General features: G+C 47.9%; 11 protein-coding genes and 1 tRNA gene. 8 read left to right on the forward strand and 4 right to left on the reverse strand.

The features are described 5' to 3' along the window. Window positions 1-119: 119 nt before the first annotated feature. Window positions 120-1,148 (reverse strand): PRC-barrel domain-containing protein, encoded by a 1,029-nt coding sequence (locus QUB16_RS01640; protein ID WP_333313569.1) that lies wholly within the window; start codon window positions 1,146-1,148, stop codon window positions 120-122. A gap of 618 nt (window positions 1,149-1,766) precedes the next feature. Continuing rightward, window positions 1,767-5,654 (reverse strand): chromosome segregation protein SMC, encoded by a 3,888-nt coding sequence (smc, locus tag QUB16_RS01645; RefSeq protein ID WP_333313570.1) that lies wholly within the window; start codon window positions 5,652-5,654, stop codon window positions 1,767-1,769. 737 nt (window positions 5,655-6,391) lie between these two features. Between smc and murA the strand changes: the two genes are divergently transcribed. The 6 genes from murA (at window position 6,392) to QUB16_RS01675 (ending at window position 10,252) form a co-directional block, all read left to right on the forward strand. After that, a complete protein-coding gene (murA, locus tag QUB16_RS01650) occupies window positions 6,392-7,810 on the forward strand; it encodes a UDP-N-acetylglucosamine 1-carboxyvinyltransferase (protein WP_333313572.1) in 1,419 nt (472 codons plus the stop codon). Between the two features lie 162 nt (window positions 7,811-7,972). Then, complete coding sequence (locus tag QUB16_RS01655) at window positions 7,973-8,842, forward strand: M48 family metallopeptidase (protein WP_333313573.1); 870 nt, start codon at window positions 7,973-7,975, stop codon at window positions 8,840-8,842. Further along, window positions 8,821-8,902, forward strand: a tRNA-Leu gene (locus tag QUB16_RS01660). Before QUB16_RS01655 ends, QUB16_RS01660 begins: the two co-directional genes overlap by 22 nt. Continuing rightward, on the forward strand, window positions 8,876-9,040 hold the full coding sequence (locus QUB16_RS01665) for a hypothetical protein (RefSeq protein WP_333313575.1): 165 nt from the start codon (window positions 8,876-8,878) through the stop codon (window positions 9,038-9,040). The genes QUB16_RS01660 and QUB16_RS01665 overlap by 27 nt, the downstream gene beginning before the upstream one ends. A gap of 53 nt (window positions 9,041-9,093) precedes the next feature. Continuing rightward, window positions 9,094-9,969 carry a DMT family transporter gene (locus tag QUB16_RS01670; RefSeq protein WP_445251088.1) on the forward strand — a complete coding sequence of 292 codons (876 nt, stop codon included), beginning with the start codon at window positions 9,094-9,096 and terminating at the stop codon, window positions 9,967-9,969. Window positions 9,970-10,066: 97 nt separating this feature from the next. Continuing rightward, complete coding sequence (locus QUB16_RS01675; protein ID WP_333313578.1) at window positions 10,067-10,252, forward strand: hypothetical protein; 186 nt, start codon at window positions 10,067-10,069, stop codon at window positions 10,250-10,252. A 164-nt stretch (window positions 10,253-10,416) separates the two neighbouring features. Here the strand turns inward: QUB16_RS01675 and QUB16_RS01680 are convergent, their stop codons facing one another. Both QUB16_RS01680 and QUB16_RS01685 read right to left on the reverse strand, forming a co-directional pair. After that, entirely contained in the window at window positions 10,417-12,054 is a 1,638-nt protein-coding gene (locus QUB16_RS01680) for an acetolactate synthase large subunit (protein ID WP_333200086.1), read from the reverse strand. A 148-nt stretch (window positions 12,055-12,202) separates the two neighbouring features. Then, window positions 12,203-13,570 carry an NAD-dependent succinate-semialdehyde dehydrogenase gene (locus QUB16_RS01685; RefSeq protein WP_333313580.1) on the reverse strand — a complete coding sequence of 456 codons (1,368 nt, stop codon included), beginning with the start codon at window positions 13,568-13,570 and terminating at the stop codon, window positions 12,203-12,205. 452 nt (window positions 13,571-14,022) lie between these two features. Here QUB16_RS01685 and QUB16_RS01690 point away from each other — a divergent pair, with 452 nt between their 5' ends. Next, window positions 14,023-14,247: a hypothetical protein gene (locus QUB16_RS01690; RefSeq protein ID WP_333313581.1), complete on the forward strand. Its 225-nt coding sequence runs from the start codon at window positions 14,023-14,025 to the stop codon at window positions 14,245-14,247. After that, window positions 14,244-14,807, forward strand: a complete 564-nt coding sequence (locus QUB16_RS01695; protein ID WP_333313582.1) for a hypothetical protein — start codon at window positions 14,244-14,246, stop codon at window positions 14,805-14,807. The genes QUB16_RS01690 and QUB16_RS01695 overlap by 4 nt, the downstream gene beginning before the upstream one ends. Window positions 14,808-15,176 lie beyond the last annotated feature (369 nt).

Genomic DNA, 15,176 nt, shown 5'->3' on the forward strand with positions numbered 1-15,176 from the left:
CCAATATCAGCAACGGGCTAGAAGCCCGTTCCACAAGAAAATCTACTTTTTGTGGAACGGGCATCTTGCCCGTTCTTAAGAAGAGTGCAAAATATTGGTTTCAGCTAATTGATTAATTCCTAATAACCAGGCTCCTCCTCGTACTCAGGAGTCTTAGTCTTCTCAGGAATATTCACCCGAGGAGCCTGGTAAGGCTTCGGTGCCTCATCGTCAGCCCAAGCATCCGCCTCCACATCATCCTCGTACTCGTACTGCACCACCGGCTGCTTCGGGCGAGAAATCTCAGGGCGAGTGTATTGCGGCTTCGCCTCGTACTCCTCCTCGTAATCGTCCTCCTCACCGCCCCAATTATCCTCTTCGTAATCGTCGTAATCGTCGCTTATTGGCTCAGGCTGCTGTGCCTGCACCGCGCGCATCGGCGGCTGGCGAACCGCAGGCCGATTCCACTCTAAATCCTCGTCCCAAGGAACTTCCTCAACCGCAGGCGCAGCTACCCGGCTCCGCATTTCCGGTGCAGGTATCCGCACCCCCGGGCCCAATTGATTTCCCGTAGCCACGGGTTTCGGATAATAACCTGCCTCGTCCTCTTCTCGTTCCCAAGGTGCTTGGCCCAAACCGACGCGCTCCAGCAAACCCACACTAAGCTGCCTGAGCCTTTCCTCGGAACCTTCAAACACAATCAAGCGATTCGGGCCGCTGCTGACAATTTCTTCAATCCCCAACTCGTAAGTGCTGAGAACTTGGTCGGGGATTTGGGGGATTCCCAGGGAAGCGATAATTATAGAAACTAACTTACCGTCTTCGGGATCGAACCTAAAGCCCCGCACCCTACCTAAAAGTTCGCCGGTTTCGGTAATAACTTCGCTGTTAATCAGAATGCTGTAGACTTCAACATCAACATCATCTTCGATCGCGCTCTCATCTTCCACCAACAGCACGTCGCCGATTTCGCTGACATTGTTGAGGAACATAAACCTCGGCATTCCAGCGACCGCGAATATATTATCACGCAGCCCGATCGCCACAACTTCCCGCCGATCGATGTCCACCCACAATTGACTAACCACCCCCAAGCGTTTACCTCTGTCGCGGGTGATGACTTGAGTGCCGAGAATATCTGAGCGTTGGCAAATTTGTTCTGATGTCATTCTAAGTTTAGTCCTGATTTATCATAAAAATGGGCCTAAAACCCCCGTGCTTCTAGCACGGCTTTGCTGTATGCTTGTAGTAGTGGAAAGGTAATCAACCACTCTAAAAACCTAGCTGTCAAAAGACAAAGCGCTGAACCTTGAAAATTGAATCTAAGCGGTTCTACTGCATTTTTCTAGACTCCACCTCGCAGTAGGTAAAAGATTCAGAGGAGCTAGACAAACAGCATTTGAAGCGAATTTGCTTCAAACTGAAACAGGACTTGCCTAAAAGCAAATAGGGTAGGGCATACCCGAATTAACTCTTGGGGAGAGTCCCACCTCTGGGCTAGAGACTTCAAGGAATCTAGTTTAAGTGGTCTCGGTGAGCCAAGAATCCTCGTACCTTCAGGTCGAGGAGTGTCAATAAGTACATATATCACTCAACACTAGCGTTAACAGAAACTCCGGGACTACAACTTCAGTCAGTCGATTTTAGATTTTAGATTTTAGATTTTAGATTTACTCCACAGAGGAATGTGGGAGCTGGAACTAGGGTCTAAAATTTTGATCTATCCACGACTGTTGTCGGCGGCTTGTACCCGTTTTTGGGTAGGGTCATCAACAGACACTCCGGGACTACAACTTCAGTCCTATGACTTGAGTATAAGCTCCCCGTGCTTGAGTAACACCAATTGTACGCTCAGCCGATTGAATCATAGGTCGCCGCAAACTCACAACAATAAACTGGGCTTGTTCAGACTGTCGTTTTATCATTCTAGCTAATCGCTCCACATTTGCCCCATCCAGAAACATATCCACTTCATCAAAAGCGTAAAACGTAGACGGGCGGTAGCGTTGCAGCGCAAAAATAAAACTCAGCGCCGTCAGCGACTTTTCGCCTCCAGACATGGAAGCCAGCCGCTGTACGGGTTTGCCCTTCGGGTGAGCGACCAAATTCAAGCCACTGCTGAAGGGGTCTTCCTGGTCATCTAGCTGGAGATAGCCGTCGCCTTCGGAAAGTTCCGCAAAGATAGTCTGGAAGTTCTCGTTAACCGCGTCGAAAGCTTCCTTAAAAGCGCGTCGCCTGAGTGTGGTAAAATTTTCGATTCTCAACAGCAGTTCAGTGCGTTCTCCTTCCAATGTCGTCAATTTTTGACTCAATTCTTGAAGGCGTTCTTGAGTGCGGTTGTACTCTTCCAAGGCTAGCATATTGACTGGTTCTAAAGCTTGAATGCGTTTGGCGATCGCCTTTACTTCCTGCTGCAATTCCGTCAAATTGGCTTTCTCGACATTTTCAGGAATCGACGGCACGGGGTCGGGCATTTCCGCCCGCTGCGTTTCCAATAGAGTGCGGATTGCCGCTAATTGTTCCCGGCGTTCTTGCTGGGTTTCGTGGAGTTTTTGCAACTGCCATTGTAACTGCTGTTTGGCTAAATGCTGTTCTCGCAATTGAGATTCCGCCCGATCGCGATCTCCCTTCTGCACGCCCAATTTTTCCTCAATTTCCCCCAAAGCCGCCTTAGCTTCTGCAATTTGCCGATCGAGTTCTAACTGCTGCGAAACAATGCGATCGAGTGCATCCGCCCCCGCGTTTTGCTGCACTTGCCATTCCTGCAACTTCTCGCTGCCTTCCTTAATTTTGTCTTCCAAACGCCCGAATTGATTTTCCAAGTCTACAAGGCGTTGCTGGACGTTTCTCAGAGCCAATTCTCGCTCTTGGAGCTGCGCTTCTAGAGCGCGCAAACTCGATTGCATTTGCTGCCATTCGCTGTGACTGTTCGACTCTTCCAACTGCGCCAAAGTTTGCCGGTACTGCTGCAATTGAGTTTCTTGTGCCGGCAATTCTCGTTCCAGCAACTGCAATCTCGATCGCGAATTAGTTAATTCCTGTGTATTTTTCGCAATTTGCGATCGCACTTGTTCCTGTTGCGCTTGCAAATTCTTAATTTCTGAATCCAACTGTTCCAAGCGCAACTGATTTTCGCGCAAATTTTGTTTCGCTTCCATCAATTCTTGGCTGCGAGTTTTGACTGCAACAGAAGCGCGATCGATCGCAATTTTGCACCGTTCCAAAATCCGCTCAATTTCCTCCAACCTTTCTTGCAAAGACGCGATCGTCCTGGCTTCACTAGCAGCCTCACTAGCATCAACCGTGCCAAAATGCAAGGTCGATCTATTAGTAGAACTTCCCCCAGTCATCGCCCCGCTAGTTTCCAAAATTTCCCCGTCCAAAGTGACAATCCGGTACTGTCCCAAATAGCGGCGGGCATCGCTGAGGTTGCTAAACACAACCGTACTGCCAAAAACGTAAGCAAAAATTTCCTGATACCGCGAATCGCAATCAATCAAATTAACAGCCGCATCCACAAACCCAGCCGCGCGCCGCAAATTTTCATTCACCGAATACCGGCCGCCTCTAATCTTATTCAAAGGCAAAAACGTCATCCTTCCCGCCCGTTTTTGTTTCAACAATTCGATCGCAGCAGCAGCCACGCTGTCATCTTCCACCACCATATTTCCCATGCGCCCGCCCGCCGCAATTTCCAGCGCCAACTGATAGCGCGGTTCTACCCTGCCCAGTTGAGCAACCAAGCCGCAAACTCCGCCAATTCCGCTTTGCGCGACAATTTTTGCAGTAAACGTTCCCGTCGCTTCTTGCAGTGCTTGAAACTGCACTTCTAATTTGTCTAATTTGCGCTGTCTTTCCCGCTGTTCTTCCAACAAACGAGTTTGAGTTTCCTGTTGCAGTTGCAATTCTTGTTCGGCTTCGACTAAAATTTGATTCAGCGATTCTACTTGCAAAGATGCCACGCCTTTGGTTTCCACAAGGCGAGATTGCTGCTCTTTTTTCGCTGCAATTTCCTGTTCCAATACTTGCAGCGATTGGTTTTGTTCTTGAATTTGACTTTGCAGGCGATCGGCTCTTTCTCCGATAGTAGCTTGTTCTGTACGCTGCGGTTCCAAAGTTTGTTGAATTGTTTCGATTTGGCGGTGCAGTTCCGTTTGCTGCTGTACCCAAGCTTCGGCCGTCGAGGCGATCGCATTTGCAACTTCCCGACTTTCATCTAAACTTTGCTGGGCTGTATCCCGCTGTTCCTGAAAACTCCCCTGCTGAGACTTAACATAAGATATTTCAATCTCAATTTGCTCCAAACTTTGCCGGAATTGGCGAACTTCTTCCTCGGTTTGTGCTATATTAGCCGCCATTTGCCCAGCAGTTATTTCTAAATCCTGTTTGCGGTTTTGCAGTTGCCGCCGTTCAGCTTCCTGAGTCGCAATCGTCGCTTGCAAAGCCAACAATTCCGACTCTCCCAAAGCTTTAACGCGGGCATTCAGCGCGTCAAGTTCGGCGGTTGCTTCTTGAATTTGGGTGCTAATTGTTTCCAGTTGTTCGGTGAGAGATGCCGAAGTGCGATCGCCCGTTTCGATTTGTTCTCGCAGCTTCCATTCTTGCTGCTGCAATTGGCGGAATTTCAGCACAATTTCCCATTGCGACTTTTCTTGAAATTCCGCCCGCAATTTTTGATATTTTTCCGCTTTTGTGCGATCGGAAGCAAGTCTATCGCGCTGAGACATCAGCTCTTTTTCTACAATGCTGCTGCGTTCTTCCACCTCCTTAACTTCATCCAACTTCTGCCTAGCTAAAGAGATTTTGCGATCGAACTGAGCCACCCCAGCCAATTCGTCAATGATTTCTCGGCGTTCCTTAGAATTCATCGAAATAATGCTGGTAACGTCTCCTTGCAGGACGACGTTATAGCCTTCGGGATAAATTCGCAAGCGGTTGAGTTGTTCGTGAAGTTGAGTCAGCGTGCAAGGTTGACCGTTAATGTAATAAGTTGAAGTGTAAGTACCTTGGCGAGTTACCCGAAGTTTGCGCGTCACACTCCACTCATCCGATTTTGGATTTTGGATTTTGGATTTTTTATTAGTAGCGAGTAGTTGTCCGTTGTTGTCTTGAGTTGCTGCGATTTCAATCTCTTCTACATCTTCAACAGATAACTCATCCGATTTTCGATTTTCGATTTTCGATTTTCGATTGACAGGAGATGATTGGCCGTTGTTGTCTTGAGTTTCGGCAGTTTCTATCCCTGCGGCTTCTTCAACTAGAGGCGATTCTTGATTGACAGGAGATGATTGGCCGTTGTTGTCTTGAGTTTCGGCAATTTCTATCGCTTCAACTTCCTCTGCTGCAACAGATAACTCATCTGTTGCATTTTCCTCCTCATCTTCATCCCGCGCGAACCATTCCTCCCCCACATCTTCCAGCGCAAAAGTCGCAGTCACGCTAGCTTCGATCGTACCGCGTTTGTTTTGGGCGCTGTTGACCAAATCCGGCAAACGTTCAGCCCGCATTCCCTTAGAACTCGAAAGTCCGAGACAAAACAGCAAAGCGTCGAGGATGTTGGACTTCCCAGAACCGTTGGGCCCGGAAACCACAGTAAAACCGGGCAGCACGGGAATGGCCGTCGTGCCGCCAAAAGATTTAAAGTTAGTCAGTTCGATCCGTTTAATGTGAACCATATGCTAGGAGTAGCTTTGGCTCTAGGTTGTTGTCACAAAAAATACTCGGTAAGTGGGAAACTCCGAGACTTTAGTCCTGAGAGGAAAACGACCAGGCGATTTCAATCGCCTTGAATCCCCTCGCGGGGCAGAGGGGTATGGTTGCCCCTCCCGTGAGGATATGGTTGTCCTCAATCTCCCATTTCTGGGGTAAAGTTAGCTTCGCCAATGTTATGGAGGCTTGTTAGGCTGGCAGCACTGTCTCAGTGACTTTAAGACTGTTTAACTACTAGCGACAGGGCAGGGGACTAGCTTCGCATCCCAGGGTGTCATGACCTAAATAACGTAGCCTGTTAAGGCTTAGGCTGGTCAGTACAGCTTGTTTGATTTCTCTTACAAGCTCAGTGGCTTTAGCCCTGAGTTACTGACAGGGTAGCACAGGCAATGGGGCGATCGACAATGTGTTAACTTTCTAGCATTGTCGATCGAACCGATATCTTACACCTTTTTCAACAACCCAGCCGGCTTTTACTTAAAAAGTTCGTTGACAAACGTACAAGATTTGTGATCAAAGCGACCGCTACAAATAAAAGTAAATTTTGATACAGATAAATTCATGAGACTCGATCGACATTATTTGTGCGATTAAACCTGAAAGCCATGTCCCTAGTGAATTCCAGCAAATATAATTCCGGCAATTCCTCATGTTACCCCTAGACATATAAAAACTTTCCGGTAAAATCGAACCAAAATTAATAATGTATAAAGTAACGAAGCGAATTATGGAGGGCAAACCCATTACACCAGCTCAGAACTCATCTAACCTGTCAGCTTCACCTGAAAGCGACCAACAAGTATTGCAAATTTGGGGTCGCCAGCCCCTTAAAGGACATATCAAAATCAGCGGCGCCAAAAACTCGGCCTTAGTCGTCATGGCAGGAGCCCTGCTATGCCCAGAGGATTGCCGTCTCCGCAACGTTCCCGGTCTAGTCGATGTCGCCCGCATGGGGCAAATTCTCTCGGCTGTAGGAGTCAAATTACAGCAGCACGGGGACGTTTTAGACATCAACGCCAGCAGCCTCATAGACGCTCAAGCCCCCTACGAATTAGTCAGCCAACTGCGGGCGAGCTTCTTCATCATCGGCCCACTGCTAGCACGTTTGGGATTTGCAAAAGTGCCCTTGCCCGGTGGGTGCGCCATCGGTGCGCGACCCGTGGAACTCCACGTTCGCGGTCTGCAAGCCCTCGGCGCCGAAGTCCACATCGACCACGGCACCGTTCACGCTTACGTCAAAGGGCCGAACCGCCGCCTGAAAGGAGCCAAAATTTATTTGGACTACCCCAGCGTCGGCGCAACAGAAACTTTGATGATGGCGGCGACTCTGGCTGAAGGAGAAACCGTGATTGAAAATGCGGCTCAAGAGCCGGAAGTCGCAGATTTGGCGAATTTCTGCCGCGCTATGGGAGCAAAAATTCAAGGCGCTGGCACGAATACGATCGTCATTTCGGGAGTTCCCAAGCTGCACGCGGTAGACTATTCAATTATTCCCGATCGCATTGAAGCCGGAACATTTTTAGTAGCCGGAGCCATCACTCACTCGGAAATCAGTTTGTCGCCGGTAATTCCCGACCACCTGACCGCAGTCATTGCCAAATTGCAGACAATGGGGGCGAAAATTATTGCAGAATCCCCCGACATTTTGCGGATAGTTCCCGGCCAAACTCACTCCGCCACAGACATCGAAACTCTGCCTTATCCCGGTTTCCCCACAGATATGCAAGCTCAGTTTATGGCTTTGCTGACGCTGAGCGAAGGCGACAGCTTGATCAAAGAAACCGTGTTTGAGAATCGCTTGCGCCACGTAGCAGAGCTCAACCGCATGGGCGCCGACATTCGCCTTAAAGGCAATGTAGCGATTGTGCGCGGAGTGTCGCGGCTGTCGGGTGCGCCGGTAGTCGCAACAGATTTGCGGGCTTCGGCGGCGTTAGTGTTAGCGGGACTTGCAGCCGATGGTGTCACCACCATCAGCAGCTTGCAGCACTTAGACCGCGGCTACGAGCAGTTAGAGGTGAAACTGCAAAAATTGGGAGCTAAGTTGCGACGGGTCAAAGAGGGTACAGACCCGGCGACTGCTGAGGCTCCTGTCAATCCCGTGCGATCGGGTTTAAACTGTTAATTAGTCATTAGTCATTAGTCAGCAGTCATTAGTCATTAGGAAGAAGGAAAAAGGAAGAAAGAAAAATAATTCAACCTTTTTCCATTCCCGCTTCCCAATTGCCAATTCCCACTTTCCAATGACCAATGACTAATGACCAATGACTAATGACTCAGGATTAAAATGTCGAACATACCGCTCATCGGTTTAAAAGCAGACCAGTTTCGCCACCCGCTAGACTTGGAAGCCACCAGCACTCTCAAACAACTGCCCGGTCTGGATTTGATCGTGCGGCAGTTGCTGGGACAACTTGGCGAACAGTTTTTTATGCTGGAAAATCTGGCTTCCAGTGTCCAAGTCGGCGAAAATCAATTGCCCCACCTGCATCAATTGCTGTTGGATGCCTGCAAAACTCTGGATTTGGAAGTGCCGCAGCTTTATGTCCGCCAGCATCCGATGCCGAATGCTTACACCTTTGCGATGCGGGGAAAACAGCCTTTTGTGGTGATGCACACTTCTCTGATTGATTTGCTCACAGATGAGGAAGTTAAGGCAGTAATTGCTCACGAGTTGGGGCATTTGAAGTGCGAGCACGGAGTTTACCTGACTCTGGCTAATTTAATTGTGTTGGCCGCCGGCCAAATTTCGCCTGTGGGAACCGTGCTGGCGCAGGGTTTGCAGGCGCAAATGTTGGAATGGTTGCGGTGTGCGGAATTTACGTGCGATCGCGCCGCCTTGCTCGCCACCCAAGACCCAAGAGTGGTAGCATCGGTGCTGATGAAACTGGCCGGAGGTTCGCCGACTTTAGCTCCGAAACTGAATGTAGATGCGTTTTTGGCGCAGGCGCGGGCCTACGACGACCTCAGCACCACTCAACTCGGAGATATGCTCAAACAAGCTCAGACGGCTCAGTTGTCCCATCCTGTACCAGTATTGCGCGCCAGAGAGATCGATCGCTGGGCAAGTTCAAAAGATTATGAATCTTTGCTTGCAAGAAATCGATCGGTGTGTTATGATGGTGAAACCCAAAAGGGCGGGTGGCGAAATTGGTAGACGCATCAGACTCAAAATCTGACACCGAAAGGTATGAGAGTTCGATTCTCTCCCCGCCCACTGCTAGAAAAGCTTAATAAATCTAGGGTTCCAGATGATAAGTCTGGAACCCTAATTTATATTGGGAATCGGGCATCGGGCATCGGGCATCGGGCATCGGGCATCGGGCATCGGGCATCGGGAATTGCGAATTGGTAACTAATGACAACAGTCAACAGTCAACCGTTAACCGTCAACAGTCAAGAGATTTTATGGGTGAAATCGCCGCTTTAGGGGCTGCATTTGTCTGGGCTCTATCTTCCACAATCTGGCAGCGAGTGGGACAGCAAATCCCCGCAGTCGTGCTAAACTTGCTCAAAGGTGCGATCGCCCTTTTCATGCTCCTTGCCACTGTACTAATTTTAGGCAAACCCTTACCCGCAATCAACCCTAATATTTTAGCAATGCTGCTCATCAGCGGCGGCCTAGGAATTGGCATCGGAGACACCGCTTTCTTTATCGTATTAAAATATTTAGGCGCGAGGCGAACGCTGCTTTTAGAAACCCTATCTCCCCCTTTAACAGCTTTATTGGGCTTAATATTTTTGCAAGAAAAGTTATCGGCCATTGCTTGTACTGGCATTCTTTTAACAATCTGCGGCGTAGCGTGGGTAATTGCCGAACGAACAGCCGAAACAACCTTATCATCAAAACATCTTTGGCAGGGATTAGGTATTAGTTTACTAGGACAAACAAGCCACGCCGCTGGAGCAATTTTATCCCGCGCCGCCTTCACTCAAATAGATATTGATCCCCTGTGGACAGCCGCCTTGCGTTTGAGCGGCGGCATGGCAGTCATGCTATGCTTTTTGAACCCAAAAAAACTTGATAGTTTCAAACAATTAAAAGCGCCAAAACTATTAGGTGCAATTATTCTAGCAGCTTTTTTAGGAACCTATCTGGGAATTTTTTTGCAACAGATTTCGCTGAAATATGCACCTGCAGCAATCGCTCAAGCACTCAGTTCTACCAGTCCCCTGTTTATACTGCCTTTAGCGGTGCTGGCGGGCGAAAAAGTGAGCATTCGGGCTGTTTTGGGGGTAGTTGGTGCGATCGGCGGAATCGCCTTATTATTGGGTTTGAAGTGATTAGATTTGATATCAATTCCGGTGCCACCGTCAGGTGATTGTTGACTGTTGACTGTTGACGGGCGGGTCGAAAAACTGAATGGTTGAGTGTTAACTGTTGACTCGATTAGGCACGGCGTCGTCTCGAAAGCAATGGGTAATATTAATTCCGATGCTACCGGATTTGATATCACAACTCCGACAAGTGGAAACAACACTCTACGGAGAGATTGAGAAGCAAATTGCAAACGCTCACCAGAAGGAAGAGGAAGTGATTTATGCTTCTCATACTTGGGTAAAATAATTGGCAGAAGTACATTGCCGAATGTCCAGAAGTCCCCACAGTTGACCAAGGCGAAACCATAGAATAAGCGATCGCCAATCTTAAACAAGCTACAAAACTCTATCTCGAAAAACGTCCATTATTAGAGCCCCGACTTCTTAAAGAAGCCGGGGCTCTAGCTACTCTTACAAATTGCAACTCATATCCCCAGATAATTGACTGAAACGCGCATTTTCCCGATAGTCTACCGGACAGTCAATCACACAAGGGACATCTTGAGCAAGGGCTTCTTTCAGAATCGGAATGAAATCCGTTGCAGATTCTACTCGATAGCCTTTTAAACCCATACTTTCCGCAAATTTCACAAAGTCGGGATTCCCAAATTTGACGAAATCGGAATGACCAAAATAATCTTGCTGCTTCCATTCAATTAACCCGTAACCGCCATCATTAAATATCAGCGTCACAAAATTAGTACCGACTCGCAAAGCAGTTTCTAACTCTTGGCAATTCATCATAAAACCGCCGTCGCCGGTGGCTGCTATTACTTTGCGATCGGGATAAACGAGTTTTGCAGCTACCGCACCCGGAATCGCAATTCCCATCGCCGCAAAGCCGTTGGAAATCAAACAGGTATTCGGACGATCGCAATGATAGTGCCGCGCGATCCACATTTTGTGAGCTCCCACATCAGATATAAGAATATCTTCCGGGCCCAGGACTTGCCGCAAATCGTAAATGAGTTTTTGTGGCTTGATCGGGAAACCGTCGTCGGCTGCATATTGTTCGTACCCAGCCCGAATATCCGCCCGCAATTGCTTAGCAAAAGGGTCTACTTTCTCCATGCGATCGGCACGCTGCAAAATTTCATTGAGAGAATCAGAAATATCCCCCACAACTTCTATAAGAGGAATATAACTGCTGTCAATTTCTGCTGGCAGAGCTCCAATATGAATAATCGGAATTTTTCCTTCTGGATTCCACTTTTTCGGGGAATATTCAATCAAATCGTAGCCAACAGCAATCACTAAATCCGTTTCTTCAAAAGCACAGCTAATGTAATCGCGTTTTTGCAAGCCCGTCGTCCAAAGCGCCAAAGGATGAGTGTAAGGAATTACACCTTTGCCCATGAAAGTATTAGCTACAGGAATATTCAATCGAGTAGCAAATTGGGTCAAAGCATCGCTGGCGTTAGCGCGGATCGCGCCGTTTCCTACTAAAAGCAGTGGACTTTTTGCCTTGGAAATTGCCACAGCGGCTTTATTCAAACTTTGGTAAGCGCCAAAAGTTTTTTCGCGGTTGTCTTTGGTGAGCGGCTGTCCTTCAGCAGGCATTGCTGCGATGTTTTCAGGTAAGTCAATGTGAACTGCTCCCGGCTTTTCACTTTGAGCTACTTTAAAGGCTTTGCGGACAATTTCTGCCGTCGTGCTGGGGCGAACAATTTGAGCATTCCACTTAGTAACTGGCGCAAACATGGCGACCAAATCTAAATATTGGTGCGATTCTATGTGCATTCTGTCGGTGCCGACTTGTCCGGTAATTGCTATTAAAGGAGCGCCGTCTAAGTTGGCGTCAGCAACTCCTGTCATTAAGTTAGTTGCGCCAGGGCCCAAGGTGGACAAGCAAACGCCGGCTTTGCCGGTGAGACGACCGTAAACGTCTGCCATGAATGCGGCGCCTTGTTCGTGGCGAGTAGTAATAAATTTAATTGAAGAGTTTCTCAGGGCTTCTAGAACTTCTAAATTTTCTTCTCCGGGAAGTCCGAAGACGTATTCGACGCCTTCATTTTCTAAACATTTTACCAATAGTTGAGCTGTGTTCATTTCCGTTTTTCTCCTCGGTTAATGGGGGTTTTGGGTCTTTCTGTTTCAACCGATCGCAAAAATACTAAATGGGAATTTTTAACCGCAGGTAAACGCAGATAAACGCAGACTTATGTAGATTTGTGCGATCGGTTGATAGAGTGGGAGCTTATTTCACCCACACTGTTTTTATGTTAACAAATTCGTGCATTCCTTGGATGCTCAATTCGCGTCCGTAACCGGAGCGTTTGATGCCGCCAAAGGGCAATCTGGGGTCTGATTTTACTAAGCCGTTGATGAATACGGCGCCTGCTTCTAGTTCGGAAATAAATCGATCGCTCTCTTCTCTTACTGTAGTCCAAGCTGACGCACCCAAGCCAAAAGATGTGCTGTTTGCCAGTTCGATCGCCTCATCGATGCCTGCAACCCGGAATACTAAAGCTACGGGCCCGAAAAATTCTTCTTGACGGGCAGAGGCATTCGGCGGAATATCTGCCAAAATAGTTGGCAAGTAGAAATTGCCGCCATTCTCTGACAATGCCCGGCCGCCTGTCAGAAGTTTTGCTCCCGATTGGATGCAAGTTTGCACTTGATTGTCCAAGTCTTTGAGGATTGCGGGAGTAGCTAAAGGGCCGATATCAGTTTCGGGCAACATCGGATCGCCTACTTTTAATTGCTCAAATTTTTCGACAAATCCTTTGATGAATTCGTCGGCGATATCTTCTGCTAAAATAAAGCGTTTGGCGGCGATGCAAGATTGACCGTTATTCAGCATCCGCGATGTCACAGCAGTTGATAAAGCTGCTGCTAAATCGGCGCTGGACATCACAATAAATGGGTCGCTTCCTCCTAATTCCAGTACAACTTTTTTCAAGTTTTTGCCCGCATTTGCTGCCAAACTTTCACCCGCTGGTTCGCTACCGGTGAGGGTTGCTGCTTTTATGCGATCGTCCCCAACGATATCGGCTACTTTGTCGGCGCCGACTAACAAAGTTTGAAAAACTCCTTCGGGAAAGCCAGCTTCCCTGAAAATTTCCTCTATTTTCAAAGCGCACTGAGGCACGTTGGAAGCGTGTTTGAGCAAGCCGACATTGCCCGCCATCAGTGCTGGCGCCGCAAACCGAAAAACTTGCCAAAATGGGAAATTCCACGGCATGACGGCTAAAATAGCCCCTAGTGGTTGGTAGCGGACAAAGCTGCTGCTAGCGTCAGTGGTTGCCGGTACGTCTGTCATAAATTGAGCCGCATTTTTGGCGTAATAGCGACAAACTAAGGCGCATTTTTCCACTTCGCCGATCGCAGATTTGAGCGTTTTACCCATTTCCAGGGTCATCATTTCAGCGTAAATTTCGCGATCGCGTTCCAAGATGTCTGCTGCTTTCTGCATCCACAGAGCTCTCTGCTCAAACGGCAGTTGGCGGTATTTTTTAAAAGCTTGCTGTGCTAATTCCAGCTTAGCTTCTATTGCCTCATCCGCGATCGGCTCGAAAGTTTTCAGCGTTTCTCCCGTTGCCGGGTTGATAGTAGCAATAGCCATTGTTTCATCTCCTGTGTGAAAAACACAAAACTCCCTTCTAGTTTTCAGCCTAGGCAGGGAGTTGTATCAAGGTATTACAAAAATGGGATTTACCAGCCACGTTTTCAGGTCTTGTCAATTTGCAAGTGCCGCGATTTTTTTTAAATTCCTAGATTTTAATTATACTGCAGATTATCGAGCGCAAATCTTAAGAAAATTCCCATCTTAAACTGATGTTTGGCAAGAAAAACCTTGGCAGAAGGGCGATCGGGGCTTGCTGCTGCAATCGGCCTCACCTGACACGCATCAAGCACATCGAGCCTGCAAGCCCTCCAAAAATATTGTTCTGTTCGGCTACACAATAAGGGAGCGATCGCAAAGAGCGCGATCGAATATTTTGCAGGCGACACACGATCGATTACTGTCTTAGAAGGAGGCGGAGGGCGGTTGATCGCCAATTTACATTACCAGACGTGATTGCAGAAGTCATCAAACTACTACCAGCAGCAAAAGTGGCAACAGACCCTTGGATGGGATTGTTTGCTAAGCGGTCTGAGCTAATTTATGAGATACTGGCAGAATCTTTGAGAAATCGGGCCGCACCTCACCAATGCCTCGACCATCGTATTCCAGATCGGGGTTCTTGGCAGCGAGAGGTTGCTGCTTGGGAAGAACAGCAAAATTTGGAAGAAATATGAAAAGTCGAATTTTAGTTCTAGCTGCTTTAGTCGCCTCCCTTGGGTTAGCGCTACCCAGCAAGGCCACCAGCATCAACGAACAAAGCAACGAACAGAGTCTAGAAACAAAGCTGTTAGCTCAGTCGAGTTGGGTTTCAATTAAACCTGGAGAGTATTTTCAATTCGAGATGCCGGGGACACCCCAAGACTCGGCACCGGGACAGCCTAGAGTCAGACAGCGCAAATTCGAGTGGAAAGATAGCAATTCTCTTTTTCGAGTTACTTATATAGATTACGGCGTCGGTGGCATTCCCCAGAATAATTTCGATCGAGAAGTATCCAACATTCTCAAGTCATTGAATAAAACTTATTTATTAGAGCGGGGACAAAATATGCCGCTGGACGGGTACCCCGGACGAGAATTCCGGGAGGCTTCACCAAAAGGAGTGTTCGTTCTCAGGTTGTACGCTAACGTCAACATACTTTATATACTTCGGGCTGAATCTAGCGAGGAGAATGCGAATCGGTTTGTCAATTCATTCAAGTTTTGTCAGTGGAGTCATTGCGGTAACGTGCCTTAAATCAATTTGTACCCCTTTCTTTCCTTAAGCGAGCCGTATTGAGGTGGGTCTCTTGCGGATGTAAGCGATCGCTACTTCAGGCGAATCAATGTACTACTCTCCTCTGGGAATCGCCTGCTGTTCCGAGCGGAGAGAGTCATTTTATTTCACTGATATTTTAGCCATTTCCGGGCCGTTCGCTGGTGCTACTTTTAAGGCTAATGTTCCTAATTATATCATAATAATTTTAAATATTTCTGCTCGATCGTAAACTCTTCCATTTAATACCGTTTACTTTTGTATTTGAATGATTAAAACCGCAGAGACGCAGAGAACGCAGAGGAAGAAAAGAGAGGGATTTGATATAACTCCCAAAGATTCGGGTAGCTA

The organism is Microcoleus sp. D3_18a_C4, from assembly GCF_036702415.1.
In the GTDB taxonomy this organism is placed as follows: domain Bacteria; phylum Cyanobacteriota; class Cyanobacteriia; order Cyanobacteriales; family Microcoleaceae; genus Microcoleus.

Bases quoted from the DNA above. Each gene is read 5' to 3' on its own strand.
- QUB16_RS01640 (WP_333313569.1), bottom strand. From the start codon at position 1,148: ATGACATCAGAACAAATTTGCCAACGCTCAGATATTCTCGGCACTCAA.
- smc (WP_333313570.1), bottom strand. From the start codon at position 5,654: ATGGTTCACATTAAACGGATCGAACTGACTAACTTTAAATCTTTTGGC.
- murA (WP_333313572.1), top strand. From the start codon at position 6,392: ATGTATAAAGTAACGAAGCGAATTATGGAGGGCAAACCCATTACACCA.
- QUB16_RS01655 (WP_333313573.1), top strand. From the start codon at position 7,973: ATGTCGAACATACCGCTCATCGGTTTAAAAGCAGACCAGTTTCGCCAC.
- QUB16_RS01665 (WP_333313575.1), top strand. From the start codon at position 8,876: ATGAGAGTTCGATTCTCTCCCCGCCCACTGCTAGAAAAGCTTAATAAA.
- QUB16_RS01670 (WP_445251088.1), top strand. From the start codon at position 9,094: ATGGGTGAAATCGCCGCTTTAGGGGCTGCATTTGTCTGGGCTCTATCT.
- QUB16_RS01680 (WP_333200086.1), bottom strand. From the start codon at position 12,054: ATGAACACAGCTCAACTATTGGTAAAATGTTTAGAAAATGAAGGCGTC.
- QUB16_RS01685 (WP_333313580.1), bottom strand. From the start codon at position 13,570: ATGGCTATTGCTACTATCAACCCGGCAACGGGAGAAACGCTGAAAACT.
- QUB16_RS01695 (WP_333313582.1), top strand. From the start codon at position 14,244: ATGAAAAGTCGAATTTTAGTTCTAGCTGCTTTAGTCGCCTCCCTTGGG.